The following is a 22256-nucleotide window of genomic DNA, read 5'->3' as shown; positions in this document are numbered from 1 at the left end:
AAGTAAACATGGCTTTTAAAAAAGATAAAAAGGTAAAGAATAATTTTACGAAGATTACCATTAGTCTCGCTTCGCCAGAGGAGATTTTGGAAAATTCGTATGGTGAGGTTACAAAACCTGAGACCATCAACTATCGTACCTATAAGCCTGAACGCGATGGCTTGTTCTGTGAGCGTATTTTCGGTCCTACAAAGGACTATGAATGTGCTTGTGGTAAGTATAAGCGTATTCGTTATAAAGGTATTGTATGTGATCGTTGTGGTGTAGAGGTTACTGAGAAAAAAGTTCGTCGTGAGCGTTCTGGCCATATCGAATTGGTTGTTCCTGTTGCTCATATATGGTACTTCCGTTCTCTTCCTAATAAGATTGGCTATTTGTTGGGTTTACCAACAAAAAAATTGGATGCAGTTATTTACTACGAAAAGTATATCGTAGTAAAACCTGGATCTATGGAAGGTAAAAAAGATGCTGAGGGCTTGGAAGTTAATGGATCCCATAAAATGGATCTGTTAACTGAAGAGGAATATATTGATATCATTGATAATAAGTTGGACCCTAATAATGATCGCTTGGATGATGATGATCCAAACAAATTTATTGCGAAAATGGGTGCAGAGGCTATCTATGATCTCTTGAAGGATATCGATTTGGACTCTCTTAGCTATGAACTTCGTGATCGCGCAAATAATGATTCAAGTCAGCAGAGAAAGAACGAGGCTTTGAAGCGTCTTCAGGTTGTTGAGGCTTTCCGTTCTAGTAAGGGCGTAAATAACCCAGAGTGGATGATCATGAAGATTGTTCCTGTCATCCCACCTGAGCTCCGTCCTTTGGTACCTCTTGATGGTGGTCGTTTCGCGACATCAGACTTGAACGACCTTTATCGTCGTGTTATTATTAGAAATAACCGTTTGAAGCGACTTGTTGAGATTAAAGCTCCTGAAGTTATTCTACGTAATGAGAAACGTATGCTCCAGGAGGCTGTTGATTCTCTCTTTGATAATAGTCGTAAGAGTTCTGCTGTAAAGAGTGAGAGTAATAGACCTCTTAAGTCTTTGTCTGACTCTTTGAAGGGTAAGCAAGGACGCTTCCGTCAGAATTTGTTGGGTAAGCGTGTTGACTATTCTGCTCGTTCTGTTATTGTTGTAGGACCTGAGCTTAAGATGGGTGAGTGCGGTTTGCCTAAACTTATGGCTGCAGAACTTTACAAGCCATTTATCATTCGTAAGTTGATAGAGCGTGGTGTTGTTAAAACCGTTAAGAGCGCTAAGAAGATCGTTGATCGTCGTGAGCCTGTTATTTGGGATATTCTAGAAAATGTAATGAAGGGACATCCGGTTATGCTAAACCGTGCTCCGACATTGCATAGACTTGGTATACAAGCTTTCCAGCCTAAGTTGATAGAAGGTAAGGCTATCCAGTTGCATCCATTAGCATGTACTGCTTTCAATGCGGACTTTGATGGTGACCAGATGGCTGTGCATCTTCCTCTTAGTAACGAAGCTGTTCTTGAGGCTCAGATCCTTATGCTTCAGAGTCATAATATTCTTAATCCTGCTAATGGTGCTCCTATTACAGTACCTTCTCAGGATATGGTACTTGGTCTCTATTATATTACAAAGATTAGACCAGGTGCAAAGGGCGAAGGCTTGTCTTTCTATGGTCCAGAAGAGGCTATTATCGCTTACAATGAAGGTCGATGCGACTTACACTCTCAGGTAAAGGTTATCGTAGATGACCTTGTAGATGGTAAGTTCCAGAAGAGAATGGTTGATACTACAGTTGGTCGTGTTATTGTAAATCAGATTGTACCTGATGAAATTGGTTTCTTTAATGATGTTATATCAAAGAAGACCCTTCGTGGTATTATTGCTGATGTTATTAAAGCTGTAGGTATGGCTCGAGCATGTGAATTCCTAGATGGTATTAAGAATTTAGGTTATCATATGGCTTATGTTGCTGGTCTTTCATTTAATTTGGATGATATTATAGTTCCAAATGAGAAGAAGGAAATCGTCCAGAAGGGTCAGGATGAGGTCGACAATATCACCATGAATTATGATACTGGTTTGATCACTGATAAGGAACGCTATAATCAGGTAATTGATGCTTGGACTCATGTAAATTCGAATCTGAAGAAATCTGTAATGAAGCATATGACAGAGGCTGATCAAGGCTTCAATGCTGTTTATATGATGTTGGATTCTGGTGCCCGTGGTTCTGCTGATCAGATTGCACAGTTGGCTGGTATGCGTGGATTGATGGCAAAGCCTCAGAAAGCTGGTGCTGAAGGTGCTCAGATTATTGAGAACCCAATCATTTCAAACTTTAAAGAGGGTATGTCAGTACAGGAGTACTTTATTGCGTCACATGGTGCTAGAAAGGGACTTGCTGATACCGCGATGAAGACTGCCGATGCTGGTTATCTTACAAGACGTTTGGTTGATGTTTCACATGATGTGATTATTACTGAAGAGGATTGTGGTACTCTTAGAGGACTGGAATGTCGTGCTTTGAAGAATGGTGATCAGGTTATTTCTACATTGTATGAAAGAATCTTGGGTCGTGTTTCTGTTCATGATATTGTAAATCCTACAAATGGTGAACTTATTGTTCGTGCTGGTGAAGAAATCACAGAAGATAAGGCACGTGCTATAGAGGATTCTCCAATCGAAATGGTCGAGATTAGATCTGTTTTGACTTGTGAGAGTAAGCATGGTGTTTGTAAGAAGTGTTATGGTCGTAACTTGGCTACTGCAAAAATGGTTCAGTTAGGTGAGGCTGTTGGCGTTATTGCTGCTCAGGCTATTGGTGAGCCTGGTACACAGCTTACCCTTTGTACGTTCCATGCTGGTGGTGTCGCTGGTAATGCTGCTGCCAATGCTAGTATTGTAGCCAAGAATAATAGTAGAATCGAGTTCGATGAACTTCGTACAGTTCCTTTTGTTGAAGAAGGACCTGATGGCAAGGATGTAACTTGCGAAATGGTTGTAAGTCGTTTGGCTGAAATTCGTTTTGTTGATCCAAATACAGACATCGTACTTTCTAGTATGAATGTTCCATATGGTTCTTCTTTGTATCATAAGAATGGAGAGGTTGTCGAAAAAGATACTCTAATTGCAAGATGGGATCCTTTTAATGCTGTCATTGTAAGTGAGTATGCTGGTACCTTGAAGTTTAATGATGTTGTTGAAGGAAAGACCTTCCATGCAGAAACTGATGAAACAACAGGTTTGACAGAGAAAATCATTACTGATTCTAAAGATCGTTCTTTGGTTCCTACTTGTGATGTTATCGATGCTTCAGGAGAAGTTGTTGGTACATATAACTTCCCAGTAGGTGGTCATGTTGTTGTTGAAGATGGTCAGACTATAAAGAGTGGTGAAACACTCGTGAAGATTCCACGTGCTGTGGGTGGTGCCGGTGATATTACAGGTGGTCTTCCACGTGTTACAGAGTTGTTTGAGGCTCGTAATCCATCTAATCCTGCTGTCGTATCAGAAATTGATGGTGAGGTGACAATGGGAAAAGTAAAACGTGGTAATCGTGAGATTATTGTAACTTCAAAGACTGGTGATCAGAAGAAATATTTGGTTTCTTTGTCTAAGCAAATATTGGTACAGGAGCATGATGCTGTTCGTGCTGGTACCCCTCTTTCTGATGGTGTAATCACTCCGGGCGATATTCTTGCTATTAAGGGCCCTACGGCTGTTCAAGAATATATCGTAAATGAGGTACAGGATGTGTATCGTCTACAGGGTGTTAAAATTAATGATAAGCACTTTGAAATCATTGTTCGTCAGATGATGCGTAAAGTTCGTATTGACGATCCTGGTGATACTACATTCTTGGAACAGGAGTTGGTTGATAAACTGGATTTCTCAGATGAAAATGATAGAATTTGGGGTAAGAAGGTTGTCACAGATGCTGGTGATTCTGACAATCTTAAGCCTGGACAAATCATTTCTGTTCGTAAACTTAGAGATGAAAATTCGTCTTTGAAACGTAGAGATCTAAAACTTGTTCAAGTTCGTGATGCTGTTCCTGCAACATCAACTCAGATACTTCAGGGTATCACTCGTGCTGCTTTGGCAACAAAGAGCTTTATGAGTGCTGCATCATTCCAAGAGACGACAAAGGTCTTGAATGAGGCTGCTATCCGTGGTAAGATGGATCATCTCGAGGGCATGAAAGAGAATGTTATTTGTGGACATTTGATACCTGCAGGTACTGGATTACGTCAATGGGAAAAATTGATTGTTGGTTCAAAAGAGGAATATGAACGCATGCAGGCAAACAAAAAGAATGTTCTTGATTTTGCAGAGCAGGATGTTATCACAGAATAGTATGTGATAATAAGACAGATAAAAACTGTGAGGATGTTCCTCACAGTTTTTTTTATCCCTTTATGGAGGATGTTTAAACATCATTTTGGTAATATAGATAAAGTGTATATTCTTAAAAGATGTTATATTTGGTTAATTTAGATGTAGTATTCGGGTTTGTAGGTGTATGTAATTAGGTAATATCAAGTAAAGTTTGTACCTTTGCAGCCCGAAACGGCATGTTGAATCCGTTTGTAAAACGTTGATAATAAACAAAATAAATATATAAATTAAAAAATTAGAATTATGCCTACTATTTCACAATTAGTAAGAAAGGGCAGAAAGGTAATGGTAGACAAGAGCAAGTCGCCAGCTTTGGACAATTGTCCACAGCGTCGTGGTGTATGTGTTCGTGTTTATACAACAACTCCTAAGAAGCCTAATTCAGCAATGCGTAAGGTTGCTCGTGTTCGTTTGACCAATCAGAAGGAGGTAAACTCTTACATCCCAGGAGAAGGTCATAACCTTCAGGAGCACTCTATCGTGTTAGTTAGAGGTGGTCGTGTAAAGGACCTTCCTGGTGTTCGTTATCATATTGTACGTGGTACACTTGATACAGCTGGTGTGGCTAATCGTACACAACGTCGCTCTAAGTATGGTGCTAAGCGCCCTAAGGCTAAGAAGTAAATTGAATATGACTGAGAGCCCACAGGCGGAGAAGTCTGAGGGCTTAAGTTTTCTTTATTTATTATTAATGTTTTGCTGGAGAAATTACTATCAAGGTTGAGTAAATATTCTGGTGAGAATGTTGAAGACATGTAAGTACAGCCTCCGCAAGATTTATTTTTTTTAACTAATGAGAAAAGCAAAACCAAAGAAGCGTGTGATCTTACCAGATCCTGTCTTCAATGACCAGAAGGTCTCAAAATTTGTGAATCACTTAATGTATGATGGTAAGAAGAATGCATCATACGTTATTTTCTATGCTGCACTTGATGCTGTGAAGTCAAAAATGAATAATGAGGAGAAGTCTGCTCTAGAAATCTGGAAGACAGCTCTTGATAATGTAACTCCACAGGTCGAAGTTAAAAGTCGTCGTATCGGTGGTGCAACATTCCAAGTTCCAACCGAAATCCGTCCAGATCGTAAAGAAAGTATCGCTATGAAGAATCTTATTGCCTTTGCTCGTAAGCGTGGTGGTAAGTCTATGGCTGAGAAATTGGCTTCTGAGATTGTTGATGCTTTTAATAATCAGGGTGGCGCTTATAAGCGTAAAGAGGATATGCATCGTATGGCTGAGGCTAACCGTGCGTTCGCTCATTTCAGATTTTAATATTTAAGATAAGAAGAAAATGGCAAATCGCGATTTACATTTGACTCGTAATATCGGTATTATGGCTCATATTGATGCAGGTAAAACAACTACATCAGAGCGTATTTTGTTCTATACCGGTAAGACTCATAAAATTGGTGAGGTTCATGATGGCGCTGCTACCATGGACTGGATGGCTCAGGAGCAGGAGCGTGGTATTACTATTACTTCTGCTGCAACAACTTGTAACTGGAATTATCTTGGTAAATCTTATAAAATTAATTTGATTGATACTCCGGGACACGTTGACTTTACTGCTGAGGTTGAGCGTTCTCTTCGTGTCTTGGATGGTGCTGTGGCTACTTATTCTGCAGCAGACGGTGTTCAGCCTCAGTCTGAAACCGTTTGGCGTCAGGCTGATAAGTATAATGTACCTCGTATTGGTTATGTTAACAAGATGGACCGTTCTGGAGCAGACTTCTTTGAGACTGTTCAGCAGATGAAAGATATCTTAGGAGCAAATCCAATCGTTATTCAGATCCCTGTTGGTGCTGAGGAAAATTTCAAGGGTCTTATTGACTTGATTAAAATGAAGCAGATTCTTTGGCATGATGAAACAATGGGTGCAGAATATGAGGTTGATGACATTCCTGCAGAATTGATGGATGAAGCAACAGAGTGGCGTGAGAAGTTGCTCGAAGGTGCTGCAAACTTCGATGACGAATTGATGGAGCTTTATCTTGATGGTAAGGATATTCCTGAGGATATGATCCTTAAAGCTATCCGTAAGGGCTGTGTAGCTATGGAATGCTGTCCAATGTTGTTGGGTTCTTCTTATAAGAATAAGGGCGTTCAGCCTTTGCTTGATTATATCTGTGCATTCTTGCCTTCTCCTTTGGATACTCCAAATATTGTTGGTACAAATCCAGATACTGACGAGGAGGAAGATCGTAAGCCTTCAGAGACAGAACCAACATCTGCACTTGCATTTAAGATAGCTACTGATCCATTTATGGGTCGCTTGGTATTCTTCCGCGTTTACTCTGGTAAGGTTGAGGCTGGTTCTTATGTTTATAATCCTCGTTCAGGAAAGCGTGAGCGCATTAGCCGTTTGTTCCAGATGAACTCAAAGCAAGAAATTCCAATGGATACAATTGATGCTGGTGATATTGGTGCTGGCGTTGGCTTTAAAGATATCCGTACTGGTGATACTCTTTGTGATGAACAGCATCCTATCGTTCTTGAGTCAATGACTTTCCCTGATACTGTTATTTCTGTAGCAGTTGAGCCAAAGAGTCAGGCTGATGTTGCAAAGATGGATAATGGTCTTGCTAAGTTGGCAGAGGAGGATCCTACCTTTACTGTTCGAACAGATGAGCAGAGTGGTCAGACAATCATCTCAGGTATGGGTGAGCTCCATTTGGATATTATTATCGACCGTTTAAGGCGTGAATTCAAGGTTGAGTGTAATCAGGGTAAGCCTCAGGTTAACTATAAAGAGGCTATTACTCGTGAAGCTCAGAGTCGTGAGACATATAAGAAACAGTCTGGTGGTCGTGGTAAATTCGCATGTATTGATGTTACTATCGCTCCTAAGGATGAAGACTATAAGGAAGGTGATCTTCAATTCATCAATAACGTTAAGGGTGGTAATGTACCAAAGGAATTTATTCCTTCTGTTCAGAAGGGTTTCCAAGATTGTCTTTCTAACGGTGTTCTTGGTGGATTCCCTATGACTGGTTTGAAAGTTACCCTTAATGATGGTAGTTTCCACCCTGTAGACTCTGACCAGTTGTCTTTTGAGCTTGTTGCACATCAGGCATTTAAGGTATTGTGCCCTAAGGCAGGTCCTGTTTTGATGGAGCCTATCATGAAAGTTGAGGTCGTTACTCCAGAAGAGAATATGGGTGATGTTATTGGCGACTTAAACAAACGTCGTGGCTTAGTTCAGGGTATGGACGAGGCAAGAAGTGGTGCACGCATTGTTAAGGCTATGGTTCCTCTAGCAGAAATGTTCGGATATGTAACAGCTCTTCGTACTATTACATCTGGTCGTGCTACTTCTTCAATGGAGTATGATCACCATGCAGCTCTTTCTTCTTCAATTGCAAAAGCCGTTCTTGAGGAGGTTAAGGGTCATAGTGAATTGCTATAAAACTTTGTTGAAAGAGGCGTCGTTTAGCGAATGACTCTTAAGCGATGTACCTCTTTCACTATTAATTTATATTTTTAACAACTTAATTAAAATGAGTCAGAAAATTAGAATTAAGCTGAAGTCTTATGACCACATGTTGGTTGATAAGTCGGCTGAAAAAATTGTGAAAGCTGTAAAAGCTACTGGTGCTATCGTAAGTGGACCTATTCCATTGCCTACGCATAAGCGTATCTTTACTGTGAATCGTTCTACTTTCGTTAACAAGAAGTCACGTGAGCAGTTCCAGTTGTCAGATTTTAAGCGTCTGATTGATATCTACAGTTCAACAGCAAAGACTGTTGATGCTTTGATGAAGCTAGAATTGCCTTCAGGTGTTGAGGTAGAGATTAAAGTCTAATTTTTACTTAATTAAATCACGTATTTTTTCACATTTAAAAATTTATTGAAATGCCAGGATTAATTGGAAGAAAAATCGGAATGACATCCGTTTTCAGTGCCGACGGTAAGAATATTCCGTGCACTGTTATCGAAGCAGGTCCTTGTGTTGTAACCCAGGTTAAAACTGAAGAGAAGGATGGTTACAAAGCTGTACAGTTAGGTTTTGGTGAGGCTAAGGAAAAGAGAACTTCTAAGCCTATGATGGGAACCTTCAAGAAGGCAGGCACAACACCTAAGAAACACTTGGCCGAGTTCAAGTTTGATGAAGAGTATAATCTCGGTGACACTATTACAGTTGAAATCTTTAGTGACACTAAATTTGTAGATGTTATTGGCACATCTAAGGGTAAAGGTTTTCAAGGTGTTGTTAAGCGTCATGGTTTCGGTGGTGTTGGTCAGTCTACTCATGGTCAGGATGACCGTGCCCGCAAGCCAGGTTCTATTGGTGCTTGTTCTTACCCAGCTAAAGTATTCAAGGGTATGCGCATGGGCGGCCAAATGGGAGGTGATAGAGTAACAACTCAGAACCTTCAGGTATTAAAGGTAATTCCAGAGCAGAATCTTCTTATCGTTAAGGGTTCTTTCGCTGGATGCAATGGTTCAACTGTTTTAATTCAGAAGTAATGGAAGTTAGTGTTTTAAATATTAACGGTCAGGAGACCGGTAAAAAGGTAACTCTTAATGAGAATATCTTTGAGATTGAGCCTAACGAACACGTTCTATGGTTGGCTGTTAAACAGTATCTTGCTGCTCAGCGTCAGGGTACTGCAAAGTCAAAAGAAAGAAGTGAGCACAACGGTTCTACTCGTAAACTTGGTCGTCAGAAAGGTGGCGGTGGCGCTCGTCGTGGTGATATCAATTCTCCAGTATTGGTTGGCGGTGGTCGTGTATTCGGTCCAACTCCACGCGATTACAGCTTTAAGTTGAATAAGAAAGTAAATATTCTTGCTCGTAAGTCTGCTCTTTCTCAGGCTGCTAAGGACAATGAGATTATTGTTGTTGAAGACTTCAATTTGGATGCTCCAAAAACAAAAGATTTCGTAAATATTGCTAAAAATCTTAAAGTCAACAACAAGAAGGCACTCGTTGTTTTGCCAGAAGTAAATAAAAATGTATATTTGTCCGCTCGTAATTTGAAGAATGCTGAAGTTATGACTGCAAACGCACTTAATACGTATAAAGTTTTGAATGCAGATGCTGTCATTTTAACAGAAAGCGCTTTGAAGGCAATTGACGAACTTTTAACAAAGTAATAGGAGATATTAGAATATGGCATTTATCATTAAACCATTGGTTACTGAGAAAGTTTCCAAGATTACAGACAAGCAGCCTAATCGTTACGGATTTGTTGTTAAGCCTGAGGCTAATAAGCTCCAGATTAAAAAGGAAGTTGAAAGTCTGTATAATGTTACGGTAGTAGATGTGAACACAATTCTTTATGCCGGTAAGCGTCAGGCTCGCTACACTAAGGCAGGTCTTGTTAAAGGTCAGAAGAATTCGTTCAAAAAAGCAATCGTCACTTTGAAAGATGGCGATACAATTGATTTTTACAGCAATATTTAAATAAAAAATGGCAGTACGTAAATTAAACCCGGTAACTCCGGGACAAAGACACAAGGTTATTGGCACGTTCGAGGATATTACTGCATCCGTGCCAGAGAAGTCTCTCGTTTACGGCAAACGTTCTACTGGTGGTCGTAATAACACTGGTAAGATGACCGTTCGCTATATTGGCGGTGGCCATAAGCAGAAGTATCGTCTTATAGACTTTAAACGTGAGAAAGATGGTGTTCCAGCTGTAGTTAAGAGTATTGAGTATGATCCTAATAGATCAGCTCGTATTGCTCTGTTATACTATGCTGATGGTGAAAAACGTTACATTATTGCTCCAAATGGATTGAAGGTTGGCGCTACATTGATGTCTGGTGCAGAAGCTGCTCCTGAGGTTGGTAATGCTCTTCCTTTGGCAAACATCCCTGTTGGTACTGTAATTCATAATATTGAGTTACGTCCAGGTCAGGGCGCTTTGTTGGTCCGTTCGGCTGGTAATTTTGCTCAGTTGACTTCTCGTGAGGGCAGTTATTGTGTAATTAAGCTCCCTTCTGGTGAAACTCGCCAGATTTTAAGTGCTTGTAAAGCAACTGTAGGTAGTGTCGGTAATTCTGATCATGCTCTTGAACAGTCTGGTAAAGCAGGTCGTTCTCGTTGGTTAGGTCGTCGCCCTCACAACCGTGGTGTTGTTATGAATCCTGTTGATCACCCTATGGGTGGTGGTGAAGGTCGCCAGTCTGGTGGTCATCCACGTTCACGTAAGGGCTTGTATGCTAAGGGTCTTAAGACTCGTGCACCTAAGAAGCTTTCTAACAAGTATATTATCGAAAGAGCTAATAAGAAATAATAAAGAGTAAGTTATGAGTCGTTCACTTAAAAAAGGTCCTTACATCAATGTATCACTCGAGAAGAAAGTTCTTGAAATGAACGAGAGTGGTAAGAAGAATGTTGTAAAGACATGGGCCAGAGCTTCAATGATATCTCCTGATTTCGTAGGTCATACCATTGCAGTTCATAACGGAAATAAATTTATCCCTGTTTACGTTACTGAGAATATGGTTGGTCACAAACTTGGTGAGTTTGCTCCAACACGTCGTTTTGGCGGTCACTCAGGAAATAATAAAAAGTAAGCGGGTTAATCCATTTAAAAAATTGAAATTATAATGGGAGCAAGAAAACATATCGCAGCTGAAAAGATTAAAGAAGCTCGCAAAAATCAGTACTTCGCTAAGCTTAATGGCGTTCCTTCTTCTCCACGTAAAATGCGTTACGTAGTAGATATGATTCGTGGTATGGAGGTTAATCGTGCCCTCGGAGTACTTAAGTTCTCTAAGAAGCAGGCTTCAGCAGACGTTGAGAAACTGTTACGCTCAGCAATTGCTAATTGGGAACAGAAAAACGATCGTAAAGCTGAAGATGGCGAACTTTATGTTAGCCGTGTCTTCGTTGATCAGGGTGTTACAATGAAACGTATGAGACCTGCACCTCAGGGTCGTGGTTATAGAATTCGTAAGCGTTCTAACCATGTTACACTTTTTGTAGATGCAAAAACTAATGACGAAAAATAATAAGTAGAATGGGACAGAAAGTTAATCCAATAAGCAACCGTCTAGGTGTAATCCGTGGTTGGGATTCAAATTGGTTCGGTGGTAAGAACTTCGGTGATAACCTCGTTGAGGATCAGAAAATCCGTAAGTATCTTAACGAGCGCCTTGCTAAGGCTAGCGTTTCTCGTATCATCATCGAGCGTACATTAAAGCTTGTTACCATCACTATTTGTACAGCCCGTCCGGGTATTGTCATTGGTAAAGGTGGTCAGGATGTTGATAAATTGAAAGAAGAGTTAAAGAATATCTTTAAAGAAGAAATTCAGATTAATATCTTCGAAGTTAAGAAACCTGAACTCGATGCTAATATTGTTGCAAACAACATCGCTCGCCAAGTAGAGGGTAAGATTGCTTATCGCCGTGCTATTAAGATGGCTGTTGCAAATACAATGCGTGCAGGAGCAGAAGGTATTAAAGTACAAATTACTGGTCGTTTAAATGGTGCGGAGATGGCACGTAAGGAAATGTTCAAGGAAGGACGTACTCCATTGCATACATTCCGCGCTGATATCGATTATTGCCAGGCTGAAGCTTTGACTAAGGTTGGTCTCTTGGGTATTAAAGTATGGATTTGTCGTGGTGAGGTTTATGGAAAGCGTGACTTGACACCTAACTTTGCTCAGGAAAGCAAGAATAGTGGCCGTAATAACGGTCGAAATAATCGCCGTGGTGGTAAGAGAAACAATAATCGTTAAAATTAGAAGTTATCATGTTACAGCCAAAAAGAGTAAAATATAGAAGACCTCAAGATGGACGTGGCAATAAAGGCAACGCTCATAGAGGTACACAATTGGCTTTCGGTTCATTTGGTATCAAGACGCTTGAGGCAAAATGGCTCGATAGTCGTCAGATTGAGGCCGCTCGTGTTGCAGTTAATCGCTACATGAATCGTGAAGGTCAAGTCTGGATTCGTATCTTCCCTGATAAACCTATCACTCGTAAGCCTGCAGATGTCCGTATGGGTAAAGGTAAGGGTGATCCTGCAGGATGGGTTGCACCTGTTACACCTGGTCGCATCTTGTTCGAGGTTGAAGGTGTTTCTTTTGATATTGCTAAGGAGGCTCTCCGCCTTGCAGCTCAGAAGTTACCAGTTAAGACTAAGTTTGTTGTTAGACGTGATTACGATAAAAACGCTTAAGCTATGAAGATGAAAGAATTACACGAACTTGAAACCAGCGCATTGGTTGAGAAGTTAGAAAGTGCAGAGGCTAGTTTGAATCAGATGAAGTTAAATCATCAGATCACTCCTCTTGAGAATCCATCACAGATTAAGTCTACTCGTCGTGATATTGCACGTATGAAGACAGAACTTCGTCAAAGAGAACTTAATAAATAATAATGGTCCAGATGGAAACAAGAAATTTAAGAAAAGTAAGACAGGGTGTTGTTATCAGCAACAAAATGGATAAAACTATTGTTATTGCATCTAAGTTCAAAGAGAAGCACCCTATTTATGGTAAATTTGTGCAGCACACAAAGAAATACCATGCACATGACGAGAATAATGAGGCAAATGTAGGTGATACAGTTCAAATTATGGAAACTCGTCCTCTGTCTAAGACAAAAAGATGGAGATTAGTACAAATTGTTGAAAAAGCTAAGTAATTATGATACAAGCAGAATCAAAACTTACAGTATGTGATAACAGTGGTGCTCGTGAAGCTAAGTGCATTCGTGTACTTGGTGGTACAGGTCGCCGTTACGCAAGTGTTGGTGACGTTATTGTAGTTGCTGTACAGAACGTTATACCATCAAGTGATTTGAAAAAAGGTGCGGTATCTAAGGCTTTGATCGTTCGCACAAAGAAGGAAATTCGTCGTGCAGATGGTTCTTACATCCGTTTCGATGATAACGCTTGTGTATTGCTGAATAACGCAGGTGAGCTTCGCGGTAGCCGTATTTTCGGTCCTGTTGCTCGTGAGTTGCGTGCAGTTAACATGAAGGTCGTTTCTTTGGCACCTGAGGTTCTTTAATAATTTAAAATTTAAAGTAATGAGTAAGTTACATATTAAGAAAGAAGATACAGTCGTTGTTCTTGCTGGTCAAGATAAGGGCAAGACTGGTAAGGTGCTCAAGGTTTTTGTTGATTCAAACCGTGCCATCGTAGAAGGTGTAAACATGGTTTCTAAGAGCACTAAGCCTTCAGCTAAGAATCCTCAGGGAGGCATCGTAAAGCAGGAGGCTCCTATTCATATCTCAAATCTTAGCTTGATTGATCCTAAGAGTGGTAAAGCTACTCGTATCCGCATTGAGCGTGAGGGTAAGTCAGTTAAGCGTATTGCAAAAAAGTCAGGGGAGGAAATTAAATAATGGATACAGCACAGTTAAAGAAGGTCTATAAAGAGACTATTGCTCCTGCTCTTCAGAAGCAGTTCAATTATTCTTCAGCAATGCAGATTCCTGCCTTGAAGAAGATTGTTATTAACCAGGGTCTTGGTGATGCGACTCAGGATAAGAAGATCGTTGATGTTGCAATCAATGAGATTACAGCGATTACAGGTCAGAAGGCTGTTGCTACATATTCTAAGAAGGATATCGCAAACTTCAAGCTTCGTAAGAAGATGCCTATCGGTGTAATGGTAACTTTGCGTCGTGAGCGTATGTATGAGTTCTTGGAGAAGTTGGTTCGAGTATCTCTTCCACGTATCCGTGACTTCAAGGGTATCGAAAGTAAATTTGATGGCCGTGGTAACTATACGTTGGGTATTACAGAACAGATTATCTTCCCAGAGATTAATATTGATCAAGTAGATCGTATCCAGGGTATGAACATTACTTTCGTAACATCAGCTAATACAGATGAAGAGGGTTATGCTCTGCTTAAAGCTTTCGGTCTTCCATTCAAGAATGCTAAAAACGATTAATAGATATGGCAAAAGAATCAATGAAAGCTCGCGAGGTAAAGCGTGCTAAGCTTGTTGCTCGTTATGCTGAGAAGCGTTCAGCTTTGAAGAAGATTATTGCTACTTCTAATGACCCTGCAGAGGCTTATGAGGCAGCTCGTAAACTTCAGGCTATTCCAAAGAATGCAAATCCTATCCGTCTTCACAACCGTTGCAAGATTACAGGCCGTCCAAAAGGTTATATCCGTCAGTTCGGTTTGTCTCGTATTCAGTTCCGTGAGATGGCTTCTCAGGGTTTAATTCCTGGTGTTAAGAAGGCAAGCTGGTAATTAAATAAAATGATTAGTGATTAGCTTTATAAAAAGTTCTTCACTAATCATCTTGCTAAAGAATTTATTTTTAATATTGTCGGGGTTGTCCCGATTAATTAAACATTTATATTTTATGACAGATCCAATAGCAGATTATCTGACAAGACTCAGAAATGCCATCATGGCTCATCACCGTGTTGTTGAAGTTCCTGCGTCTAACTTGAAGAAATCTATTACTAAGATTCTCTTTGAGAAGGGTTACATTCTGAACTACAAGTTCATTGAAGATGGACCACAGGGTACTATCAAAGTAGCTTTGAAGTACAATCCTACAACTAAGCAAAGCGCTATTAAGTGTTTGAAACGTGTGTCTACTCCTGGTTTGCGTAAGTATACCGGTTACAAGGACATGCCGAGAGTTATTAACGGATTAGGTATTGCAATTATATCTACATCTAAAGGTGTTATGACAAACAAAGAAGCTTCTGATCTTAAGATCGGTGGTGAGGTTCTTTGTTACGTTTATTAATTGGAGGATTGAATATGTCAAGAATAGGAAAATTGCCAATTAGTATCCCAGCTGGTGTTACTGTTAATTTTGATGAGAAGACTAACCTTGTATCTGTTAAAGGTCCTAAGGGTGAACTATCTCAGAAGATTGATTCTTCTATTAAGTTTGAGAATAAGGATGGTCAGATAACATTTAGCGTTGATGAGAATAGCCCAGTAGATTACAAGCAGAAGCAAGCATTCCATGGTTTATATCGTTCACTTGTTAATAACATGGTTATTGGTGTTAGTGAAGGTTATACAAAGGTTTTGGAGCTTGTCGGTGTTGGTTATCGTGTAAGTAATCAAGGTAATGTGATCGAATTCTCACTTGGTTATACACACCCTATTTTCATGCAGCTTCCTAAGGAAGTAAAGGTAGAGACAAAGTCTGAGCGTAACCAGAATCCAATTTTGACATTGGAATCTTGTGATAAGGCTTTGTTGGGACTTATCTGTGCTAAAATTCGTTCTTTCCGTATGCCTGAGCCTTATAAGGGTAAGGGTATCCTGTTCAAGGGTGAGGTCATCCGCAGAAAGTCTGGTAAGACAGCTGCAGCTAAGTAATTTTATTTTTTAATTTTACGATTATGACAACAAAGAAAGTAGAAAGACGAATTAAAATAAAGTTCCGTATTCGCAAAAGTGTAAATGGAACTGCTGAGCGTCCACGTTTAAGTGTTTTCCGCTCTAACAAGCAGATTTATGCTCAGGTAATTAACGATTTGGAAGGTAAGACACTTGCTTCTGCATCTTCTTTAGGCCTTGAAAAGCTTCCAAAGATTGAGCAGGCTAAGAAGGTTGGTGCACTTGTTGCAGAAAAAGCAAAAGCTGCAGGTGTAGAGGCTGTTGTATTTGACCGTAACGGTTACCTTTATCATGGTCGCGTTCAGGCATTGGCAGATGCAGCTCGTGAAGGTGGTCTTAAATTTTAAACGATTATGGCAATGAATAAAGTAAAAGTAAATAGTGATGTAGAACTGAAAGATCGCTTGGTTGCTATCAACCGTGTAACAAAGGTTACAAAGGGTGGTCGTACTTTCACATTCGCTGCTATCGTCGTAGTAGGTGACGGTAATGGCGTTATTGGTTATGGCCTTGGTAAGGCAGGTGAAGTTACCGCTGCTATCGCTAAGGGTACAGAAGCTGCAAAGAAGAATCTTGTAAAGGTTCCAGTACTTAAGGGTACAGTTCCTCATGAGGTTGAAGTTAAGTTTGGTGGTGCTCAGGTTATTATCAAGCCAGCTGCAGCTGGTACAGGTTTGAAAGCCGGTGGTGCTATGCGTGCTGTTCTCGAGAGCGCTGGTGTTAAGGATGTCATTGCTAAGTCAAAGGGTTCATCAAATGCCCACAACTTAGTAAAGGCTACTATCGCTGCCCTTGCTGAGATGCGTGATGCATATCAGGTAGCAGGTGAGCGTGGTATCAGTATGGACAAAGTATTTAACGGTTAATTAGGGATTATACAAAATGGCAACAATTAAGATCAAGCAGATTAAGAGTAGAATCGGTGCCCCTAAAGATCAGAAAAACACTCTGATTTATCTTGGGCTTCATAAGATTTCTCAGGTTGTTGAGGTTGAGGATACTCCTAGCAACCGTGGTATGATCCGTAAGGTTCATCACCTAGTAGAAGTAGTTAAATAATTAATTAAATTAAGCAGCTATTATGAAATTAAATAATTTGAAACCAGCTGAAGGCTCTACACATTCACGTCGTCGTATCGGTCGTGGTCCAGGATCAGGACTAGGTGGTACTTCTACCCGTGGACACAAAGGTGCAAAGGCTCGCTCTGGTTATAAGAGAAAGATTGGTTTTGAAGGTGGTCAGATGCCACTTCAGCGTCGTATTCCGAAGGCTGGTTTTAAGAATATCAATCATAAGGAGTATTTTGCAATTAACCTTTCAACACTTCAGTCTCTTGCAGAGTCTAAGAATCTTACAAAGATTGGACTAGAGGAATTACGTGCTGCTAGCCTTGTAAAAGGTAACGTACTTGTTAAGATCCTTGGTAATGGAGAATTGAAGGCAAAAATCGATGTTGAAGCAAATGCTTTCTCAAAGTCTGCCGAAGAAGCAATCAAGGCAGTTGGTGGAAATGCAACTATAATCTAAGTAATGAAAAAGTTTATTGAGACACTAAAGAACTGTTGGAAGGTAGAGGATTTGCGTCAGCGACTCCTTATTACCTTCTTGTTTACAGCCATATACCGTTTTGGCTCGTTTGTTGTACTTCCAGGTATAAATCCTGGTATGTTGGAAAAACTTCAGTCGCAAACTTCAGGCGGCCTTATGTCGTTGTTGGACATGTTCTCTGGTGGAGCATTTTCCAATGCATCAATCTTTGCATTAGGAATTATGCCTTACATCTCAGCTTCTATCGTAATGCAACTTTTAGCTGTGGCTGTACCTTATTTCCAAAAGATGCAGCGTGAGGGTGAAAGTGGTCGCAAGAAGATTAACTGGTATACTAGAATTTTGACAGTAGCAATATTGTTATTCCAGGCTCCAAGTTATCTTTTAAATCTGAAATATCAGGCAGCGGGTGCTCTTTCCTCAGGTATTAGTTGGACTGTGTTTATGATTCCAGCAACTATTATTCTTGCAGCAGGAAGTATGTTCATCTTATGGTTAGGTGAACGCATTACAGATAAAGGTGTAGGAAATGGTATCTCGTTGATTATCATGATTGGTATCATTGCCAGACTTCCTCAGTCATTCGTTCAAGAAGTATCTTCACGTTTGACAGCTATCTCTGGTGGTGGACTGATTATGTTCATTGTTGAGATCATTATCCTTTATGCTGTAGTATGTGCATCTATTCTATTGGTGCAAGGTACACGCAAAGTTCCTGTACAGTACGCAAAGCGTCTTGTTGGTAACAAACAGTATGGTGGAGCCCGTCAGTACATTCCATTAAAGTTATTTGCTGCTAATGTTATGCCAATCATCTTTGCTCAGGCATTGATGTTTATACCTTTAGCTATTGTCAAATACAATTCAGAGAATGCTTCATGGTGGGTACGTGATTTGATGGATAATCGTAGTTTGCTTTATAATGCTATTTATGTAGTTTTAGTAATTGCATTTACCTACTTTTATACAGCGATCACTCTTAACCCTACTCAGATGGCAGAGGATATGAAACGTAACAATGGATTTATACCTGGAGTAAAACCGGGTAAGGATACAGCTGAGTATATCGACACCGTAATGTCTCGAATTACTTTCCCAGGTTCATTGTTCATTGCATTTATTGCAATCATGCCTGCATTGGCTGGATTACTTAATGTTCAACAGTCTTTTTCTCAGTTCTTCGGTGGTACATCTCTTTTGATTCTTGTAGGTGTTGTTATTGATACATTACAGCAAGTAGAGAGTCATCTGTTGATGCGTCATTATGATGGACTTTTAAATTCGGGTCATACTAGACAGAGCGGTGTTTCTGCCTATTGATCTTTAGAATGAAAATATTCCTGAAGACTGAAGATGAAATTAAACTAATGCGCAAGGCGAATCAATTAGTTGGTTTAACCCTTGCAGAGTTAGGTAAAAATATAAAACCAGGTGTTTCGACCCTCCAATTGGATACTATAGCGGAGAAATTTATATATGCTCATGGAGCAATTCCAACTTTAAAGAGTTTCCCCAGTCCTTTTGGAGGGCCATTCCCAACTTCGATCTGTACTTCTGTTAATCATGTGATAGCCTATGGCATTCCTGATGCCTCGACCATTTTGAAAGAAGGTGATGTTGTTTCTATTCATTGCGGAGTTCTTTTGAATGGCTATGTAGGTGAAAGCAGTTATACATTTTGTGTAGGAAAGGTTAATGAGAAAGTAGAAGATTTAATGAAGGTCGCCCAAAAGGCTCTTTATTTAGGTATTGAGCAAGCTGTAGCAGGGCATCATATTGGTGATATAGGTTATGCGATACAGCATTATTGTGAAGGCTTGGGTTATGGAGTTGTACGAGAACTTACAGGACATGGAATTGGTCGTGAAATGTTTGAGGCTCCGCAAATACCAAACTATGGCAATCGCGGTAATGGATTGATGTTAAAGTCAGGAATGTGTATTACTATAGAACCTATGATAACAACCAGTGATAATAGAATTTGGATGTTACCTGATAAGGTGGGGGTTTATGCACGTGATAAGAGGCCAGCAGCCCATTTTGAGCATACGATTGTAATTCGGAAGGGCGAGGCTGAGATTTTATCTTCATTTGAAGAAATTGAAAAAATAGTTGTAAATTAAATATGGCAAAACAATCTGCAATAGAACAAGATGGTACTATAGTCGAGTCACTCTCTAACGCGATGTTCAGAGTCGAACTTGAGAATGGAGTACAGATTATTGCGCATATCTCTGGCAAGATGAGAATGCATTATATTAAAATTTTACCTGGAGATAAGGTTAAGGTAGAAATGAGTCCTTATGATCTTACAAAGGGTAGAATCGTTTTCAGATATAAGTAATCAAAATAAAGATATGAAAACAAGAGCATCATTAAAGAAGCGTACACCTGACTGCAAAATCGTTCGTCGCAAAGGTCGTCTGTTCGTTATCAACAAGAAGAACCCTAAGTTTAAAATGCGTCAGGGTTAATGTTAAAGAATTGTAAAAATACTGATAATACAAAATATATTGGTAAATTTGCAAACTCTTTAATTAGAAAGTAATATTTATATTTAATTATTTTACAAAATGGCAATAAGAATTGTTGGAGTAGATTTGCCCCAGAATAAGCGTGGCGAAATCGCATTGACCTACATTTATGGTATTGGTCGAAGTAGTTCAGCAAAGATATTGGATAAGGCCGGCGTAAGTCGTGACTTGAAGGTCAGCGAGTGGTCTGATGATCAGGCAGCCAAGATCCGTGAGATTATCGGTGCTGAGTTTAAGGTAGAAGGTGATCTTCGTTCAGAGATCCAAATGAACATTAAGCGACTGATGGATATTGGTTGTTATCGTGGAATCAGACATCGTAATGGTCTTCCTGTTCGTGGTCAGAGCACAAAGAATAATGCTCGTACTCGTAAGGGTAAGAAGAAGACTGTTGCTAATAAGAAGAAAGCTACCAAGTAATTTCTAAGGAGGAATTTAATTATGGCAAAGACAAAAGCAACATCTAAGAAAAGAAATGTAAGAGTTGATGCTATGGGTCAGCTCCACGTACATAGCTCTTTCAATAATATCATTGTATCTCTTGCTAACAATGAGGGTCAGGTTATTTCTTGGTCTTCTGCTGGTAAGATGGGTTTCCGTGGTTCTAAAAAGAACACTCCTTATGCTGCTCAGATGGCAGCTGAGGATTGCGCTAAGGTAGCTTATGACCTTGGTCTCCGTAAGGTTAAAGCCTTCGTGAAGGGTCCAGGTAATGGTCGTGAGTCTGCTATTCGTGCTGTGCATGGTGCAGGTATTGAGGTAACAGAGATTGTAGACGTAACACCATTACCACATAATGGTTGTCGTCCTCCAAAGCGTCGTCGTGTTTAATTCACATTAGATATTATTAAAAAGAATTTTAATTATGGCAAGATATATAGGTCCAAAATCTAGAATTGCACGCCGTTTTGGTGAGCCAATTTTCGGCGCAGATAAAGTTTTAAGCAAACGTAATTTCCCTCCTGGGCAGCATGGTAACAACCGTCGCCGTAAGCAGTCTGAGTATGGTGCACAGTTGGCAGAGAAGCAGAAGGCAAAATATACTTATGGTGTTTTGGAGCGTCAGTTCCGTAACCTTTTTGATGCAGCAGCTAAGGCTGATGGTATCACTGGTGAGGTTCTTCTCCAGAGCTTAGAGAGTCGTCTTGATAACGTGGTTTATCGTTTGGGTGTTGCCCCTACACGTGCAGCAGCTCGTCAGCTTGTTAGTCATAAGCATATCGTTGTTGATGGTCAGGTTGTAAACATTGCTTCTTATCAGGTAAAGCCTGGTCAGGTAGTAGGTGTTCGTGAGAAGGCAAAGTCTCTTGAGGTTATCGAGGCAGCTCTTGCTGGTTTCAACCACAGCAAATATCCTTGGATTGAGTGGGATGAGAACACAAAGAGTGGTAAGTTCTTGCACAAGCCAGAGCGTGCAGATATCCCTGAGAACATTAAGGAACAGTTAATCGTTGAGTTGTACTCTAAACAATAAAAATCATTAAATTAATGGCGATATTAGCATTTCAAAAACCTGATAAAGTAGTAATGCTGGAGGCAAATGACCATTTCGGCAAGTTCGAATTCCGTCCTCTTGAGCCTGGCTTTGGTGTAACCATTGGTAATGCCTTGCGCCGCATTCTCCTTTCATCTCTTGAAGGCTATGCTATCAACACTATTCATATTAGTGGAGTTGAGCATGAGTTTTCAACAGTACCTGGTGTGAAGGAAGATGTTACCAACATTATCTTGAATCTCAAGCAAGTTCGATTCAAGCAAGTAGTAGAAGAATTCGAGAATGAGAAAGTTAGTATTACCGTTGAGAATTCAACAGAATTCAAGGCTGGTGATATAAGTAAGTATCTGACTGGATTTGAAGTGTTAAACCCTGATTTGGTGATTTGTCATTTAGATGCCAAAGCTTCAATGCAGATTGATCTTACAATTAACAAGGGTCGTGGTTATGTACCGGCTGATGAAAATCGTGAGTTCTGCACTGATGTTAATGTACTTCCAATCGATTCCATCTACACCCCTATACGTAACGTTAAGTATTCAGTAGAGCCATATCGTGTTGAGCAAAAGACCGATTATGACAAGCTGCTTATTGAAGTTACAACAGATGGTTCCATACATCCAAAGGATGCTCTTAAGGAGGCTGCTAAGATTCTTATTTATCACTTTATGCTTTTCTCTGACGAGAAGATTACTCTTGAGAGTCCAGAGTCAGAAGGAAATCAAGAGTTTGATGAAGAGATCTTGCATATGCGTCAATTACTTAAGACTCGTCTCGTAGACATGAATCTTAGTGTTCGTGCACTCAACTGTTTGAAGGCAGCTGATGTTGAGACCTTAGGTGATTTGGTACAATATAATAAGACAGATCTTCTTAAGTTCCGTAACTTTGGTAAGAAATCGCTTTCAGAGCTTGATGATTTGCTCGAGAGTCTGAATCTTTCGTTTGGAACTGATATTTCAAAGTATAAACTGGACAAAGAGTAATTCGTTACTAACTAGT

At 40.0% G+C, this 22256-nt stretch carries 33 protein-coding genes; all 33 read left to right on the top strand.

Annotated features, from left to right (window positions below; translation table 11 throughout):
• Positions 1 to 8 precede the first annotated feature (8 nt).
• The 33 genes from rpoC (at position 9) to K333_RS0105660 (ending at position 22240) form a co-directional block, all read left to right on the top strand.
• Positions 9 to 4343, top strand: a complete 4335-nt coding sequence (gene rpoC, locus K333_RS0105820; protein ID WP_027452442.1) for a DNA-directed RNA polymerase subunit beta' — start codon at positions 9 to 11, stop codon at positions 4341 to 4343.
• Positions 4344 to 4628: 285 nt separating this feature from the next.
• Positions 4629 to 5009 (top strand): 30S ribosomal protein S12, encoded by a 381-nt coding sequence (gene rpsL / locus K333_RS0105815; protein WP_024989741.1) that lies wholly within the window; start codon positions 4629 to 4631, stop codon positions 5007 to 5009.
• A 169-nt stretch (positions 5010 to 5178) separates the two neighbouring features.
• Complete coding sequence (gene rpsG / locus K333_RS0105810; protein WP_024989740.1) at positions 5179 to 5655, top strand: 30S ribosomal protein S7; 477 nt, start codon at positions 5179 to 5181, stop codon at positions 5653 to 5655.
• A gap of 19 nt (positions 5656 to 5674) precedes the next feature.
• Positions 5675 to 7789, top strand: coding sequence for an elongation factor G (gene fusA, locus K333_RS0105805; protein WP_024989739.1), 2115 nt, complete (start codon positions 5675 to 5677; stop codon positions 7787 to 7789).
• 91 nt (positions 7790 to 7880) lie between these two features.
• Positions 7881 to 8186, top strand: a complete 306-nt coding sequence (gene rpsJ, locus K333_RS0105800; protein ID WP_024989738.1) for a 30S ribosomal protein S10 — start codon at positions 7881 to 7883, stop codon at positions 8184 to 8186.
• A gap of 50 nt (positions 8187 to 8236) precedes the next feature.
• The gene (gene rplC, locus K333_RS0105795; RefSeq protein WP_024989737.1) at positions 8237 to 8851 is read left to right on the top strand and encodes a 50S ribosomal protein L3; all 615 of its coding nucleotides are present in this window, start codon (positions 8237 to 8239) and stop codon (positions 8849 to 8851) included.
• Positions 8851 to 9480 carry a 50S ribosomal protein L4 gene (gene rplD / locus K333_RS0105790; protein ID WP_024989736.1) on the top strand — a complete coding sequence of 210 codons (630 nt, stop codon included), beginning with the start codon at positions 8851 to 8853 and terminating at the stop codon, positions 9478 to 9480. The genes rplC and rplD overlap by 1 nt, the downstream gene beginning before the upstream one ends.
• A 16-nt stretch (positions 9481 to 9496) precedes the next feature.
• The gene (rplW, locus tag K333_RS0105785; protein WP_024989735.1) at positions 9497 to 9790 is read left to right on the top strand and encodes a 50S ribosomal protein L23; all 294 of its coding nucleotides are present in this window, start codon (positions 9497 to 9499) and stop codon (positions 9788 to 9790) included.
• A gap of 7 nt (positions 9791 to 9797) precedes the next feature.
• A complete protein-coding gene (rplB, locus tag K333_RS0105780; protein ID WP_024989734.1) occupies positions 9798 to 10625 on the top strand; it encodes a 50S ribosomal protein L2 in 828 nt (275 codons plus the stop codon).
• A gap of 13 nt (positions 10626 to 10638) precedes the next feature.
• Entirely contained in the window at positions 10639 to 10908 is a 270-nt protein-coding gene (gene rpsS / locus K333_RS0105775; RefSeq protein ID WP_024989733.1) for a 30S ribosomal protein S19, read from the top strand.
• Between the two features lie 33 nt (positions 10909 to 10941).
• Positions 10942 to 11346 (top strand): 50S ribosomal protein L22, encoded by a 405-nt coding sequence (rplV, locus tag K333_RS0105770; protein WP_024989732.1) that lies wholly within the window; start codon positions 10942 to 10944, stop codon positions 11344 to 11346.
• Between the two features lie 8 nt (positions 11347 to 11354).
• Positions 11355 to 12080, top strand: a complete 726-nt coding sequence (gene rpsC, locus K333_RS0105765) for a 30S ribosomal protein S3 (protein ID WP_024989731.1) — start codon at positions 11355 to 11357, stop codon at positions 12078 to 12080.
• 14 nt (positions 12081 to 12094) lie between these two features.
• Positions 12095 to 12523 carry a 50S ribosomal protein L16 gene (rplP, locus tag K333_RS0105760; protein WP_024989730.1) on the top strand — a complete coding sequence of 143 codons (429 nt, stop codon included), beginning with the start codon at positions 12095 to 12097 and terminating at the stop codon, positions 12521 to 12523.
• Positions 12524 to 12526: 3 nt separating this feature from the next.
• Positions 12527 to 12721, top strand: coding sequence for a 50S ribosomal protein L29 (rpmC, locus tag K333_RS0105755; protein WP_024989729.1), 195 nt, complete (start codon positions 12527 to 12529; stop codon positions 12719 to 12721).
• 2 nt (positions 12722 to 12723) lie between these two features.
• Entirely contained in the window at positions 12724 to 12990 is a 267-nt protein-coding gene (rpsQ, locus tag K333_RS0105750; RefSeq protein ID WP_081657212.1) for a 30S ribosomal protein S17, read from the top strand.
• Between the two features lie 2 nt (positions 12991 to 12992).
• Positions 12993 to 13358 carry a 50S ribosomal protein L14 gene (gene rplN / locus K333_RS0105745; RefSeq protein ID WP_018462927.1) on the top strand — a complete coding sequence of 122 codons (366 nt, stop codon included), beginning with the start codon at positions 12993 to 12995 and terminating at the stop codon, positions 13356 to 13358.
• A gap of 19 nt (positions 13359 to 13377) precedes the next feature.
• Positions 13378 to 13695 (top strand): 50S ribosomal protein L24, encoded by a 318-nt coding sequence (gene rplX, locus K333_RS0105740; protein WP_024989727.1) that lies wholly within the window; start codon positions 13378 to 13380, stop codon positions 13693 to 13695.
• Positions 13695 to 14249, top strand: a complete 555-nt coding sequence (gene rplE / locus K333_RS0105735) for a 50S ribosomal protein L5 (protein ID WP_024989726.1) — start codon at positions 13695 to 13697, stop codon at positions 14247 to 14249. The genes rplX and rplE overlap by 1 nt, the downstream gene beginning before the upstream one ends.
• Positions 14250 to 14254: 5 nt before the next feature.
• Positions 14255 to 14557: a 30S ribosomal protein S14 gene (gene rpsN, locus K333_RS0105730; protein WP_024989725.1), complete on the top strand. Its 303-nt coding sequence runs from the start codon at positions 14255 to 14257 to the stop codon at positions 14555 to 14557.
• A 115-nt stretch (positions 14558 to 14672) separates the two neighbouring features.
• Positions 14673 to 15068, top strand: a complete 396-nt coding sequence (rpsH, locus tag K333_RS0105725; protein WP_027452441.1) for a 30S ribosomal protein S8 — start codon at positions 14673 to 14675, stop codon at positions 15066 to 15068.
• A 14-nt stretch (positions 15069 to 15082) separates the two neighbouring features.
• The gene (rplF, locus tag K333_RS0105720; protein WP_024989723.1) at positions 15083 to 15655 is read left to right on the top strand and encodes a 50S ribosomal protein L6; all 573 of its coding nucleotides are present in this window, start codon (positions 15083 to 15085) and stop codon (positions 15653 to 15655) included.
• 23 nt (positions 15656 to 15678) lie between these two features.
• A complete protein-coding gene (gene rplR, locus K333_RS0105715) occupies positions 15679 to 16023 on the top strand; it encodes a 50S ribosomal protein L18 (protein WP_024989722.1) in 345 nt (114 codons plus the stop codon).
• A 6-nt stretch (positions 16024 to 16029) separates the two neighbouring features.
• Positions 16030 to 16542, top strand: coding sequence for a 30S ribosomal protein S5 (rpsE, locus tag K333_RS0105710; RefSeq protein WP_027452440.1), 513 nt, complete (start codon positions 16030 to 16032; stop codon positions 16540 to 16542).
• 16 nt (positions 16543 to 16558) lie between these two features.
• On the top strand, positions 16559 to 16735 hold the full coding sequence (gene rpmD / locus K333_RS0105705; protein WP_024989720.1) for a 50S ribosomal protein L30: 177 nt from the start codon (positions 16559 to 16561) through the stop codon (positions 16733 to 16735).
• A gap of 22 nt (positions 16736 to 16757) precedes the next feature.
• Positions 16758 to 17204, top strand: a complete 447-nt coding sequence (rplO, locus tag K333_RS0105700; RefSeq protein ID WP_024989719.1) for a 50S ribosomal protein L15 — start codon at positions 16758 to 16760, stop codon at positions 17202 to 17204.
• A 3-nt stretch (positions 17205 to 17207) separates the two neighbouring features.
• Positions 17208 to 18545: a preprotein translocase subunit SecY gene (gene secY, locus K333_RS0105695; RefSeq protein ID WP_024989718.1), complete on the top strand. Its 1338-nt coding sequence runs from the start codon at positions 17208 to 17210 to the stop codon at positions 18543 to 18545.
• A gap of 8 nt (positions 18546 to 18553) precedes the next feature.
• Positions 18554 to 19348: a type I methionyl aminopeptidase gene (gene map / locus K333_RS0105690; protein WP_024989717.1), complete on the top strand. Its 795-nt coding sequence runs from the start codon at positions 18554 to 18556 to the stop codon at positions 19346 to 19348.
• Between the two features lie 2 nt (positions 19349 to 19350).
• A complete protein-coding gene (gene infA, locus K333_RS0105685) occupies positions 19351 to 19569 on the top strand; it encodes a translation initiation factor IF-1 (RefSeq protein WP_004341775.1) in 219 nt (72 codons plus the stop codon).
• 13 nt (positions 19570 to 19582) lie between these two features.
• Positions 19583 to 19699, top strand: coding sequence for a type B 50S ribosomal protein L36 (ykgO, locus tag K333_RS0105680; protein WP_007899708.1), 117 nt, complete (start codon positions 19583 to 19585; stop codon positions 19697 to 19699).
• 99 nt (positions 19700 to 19798) lie between these two features.
• Positions 19799 to 20179: a 30S ribosomal protein S13 gene (rpsM, locus tag K333_RS0105675; protein ID WP_024989716.1), complete on the top strand. Its 381-nt coding sequence runs from the start codon at positions 19799 to 19801 to the stop codon at positions 20177 to 20179.
• A 21-nt stretch (positions 20180 to 20200) separates the two neighbouring features.
• Positions 20201 to 20590, top strand: a complete 390-nt coding sequence (rpsK, locus tag K333_RS0105670; protein ID WP_024989715.1) for a 30S ribosomal protein S11 — start codon at positions 20201 to 20203, stop codon at positions 20588 to 20590.
• Positions 20591 to 20624: 34 nt separating this feature from the next.
• Positions 20625 to 21233, top strand: a complete 609-nt coding sequence (gene rpsD, locus K333_RS0105665; RefSeq protein ID WP_024989714.1) for a 30S ribosomal protein S4 — start codon at positions 20625 to 20627, stop codon at positions 21231 to 21233.
• Positions 21234 to 21247: 14 nt separating this feature from the next.
• Positions 21248 to 22240 carry a DNA-directed RNA polymerase subunit alpha gene (locus K333_RS0105660; RefSeq protein WP_024989713.1) on the top strand — a complete coding sequence of 331 codons (993 nt, stop codon included), beginning with the start codon at positions 21248 to 21250 and terminating at the stop codon, positions 22238 to 22240.
• Positions 22241 to 22256: the final 16 nt, after the last annotated feature.

This window comes from Segatella albensis DSM 11370 = JCM 12258 (genome assembly GCF_000426565.1).
GTDB lineage: Bacteria > Bacteroidota > Bacteroidia > Bacteroidales > Bacteroidaceae > Prevotella > Prevotella albensis.
This window is presented reverse-complemented; position numbering and strand designations above follow the sequence as displayed.